At 47.8% G+C, this 638-nt stretch carries 1 protein-coding gene; it reads left to right on the top strand.

Features of this window, described 5'->3' with window-relative positions; all coding sequences use genetic code 11:
- Window positions 1-638 (top strand): 1-acylglycerol-3-phosphate O-acyltransferase (locus tag R8N47_RS25995; protein ID WP_318186203.1); only part of this gene is annotated, 638 nt, incomplete at both ends.

Genomic DNA, 638 nt, shown 5'->3' on the forward strand with positions numbered 1-638 from the left:
TGTGGTTACTGCCTATTAAGCCCTCGAAATCCTAAACACGTTTTCACATTTGGCCGCTTGTTTGCCAAGATGTCTCGCGTATTTGGGGTAACGCTAGAATTACGTATTCCTGAAGATGCGTACTCTCGTGGTCAGCACGTTTACATCGCTAACCACCAAAACAACTGGGACATGTTTACTGTGTCTGCGGCAGTGACACCGAAAGTGGTGACCGTCGGTAAGAAAAGTCTAGCGTGGATGCCACTGTTTGGTCAGCTTTACTGGTTGACGGGCAATATTCTGATTGACCGTGCAAACCGTTCAAAAGCGAAAGGTACGATCGACCAAGTGGTTAACAGCATGAAAGAAAGTGATGTGTCGGTTTGGATGTTCCCAGAAGGTACACGCTCACGTGGTCGTGGTTTGCTGCCGTTTAAAACGGGTGCGTTCCATGCGGCGATCGGTGCTGAAGTGCCAATTATTCCAATCGTATGTAGCTCCACTGACCACATTAAACTTAACCGCTGGAACAATGGTCATGTGATTGTTGAAATGTTGCCACCGGTGAGCACTGAAGGTTACGGTAAAGATGGCATTCGTGAACTCGCAAATGTATGCCGCGAGCAGATGAAGGAAAAGCTAGAAGCGCTGGATGAAGA

Source organism: Vibrio sp. 2132-1, assembly GCF_033344315.1.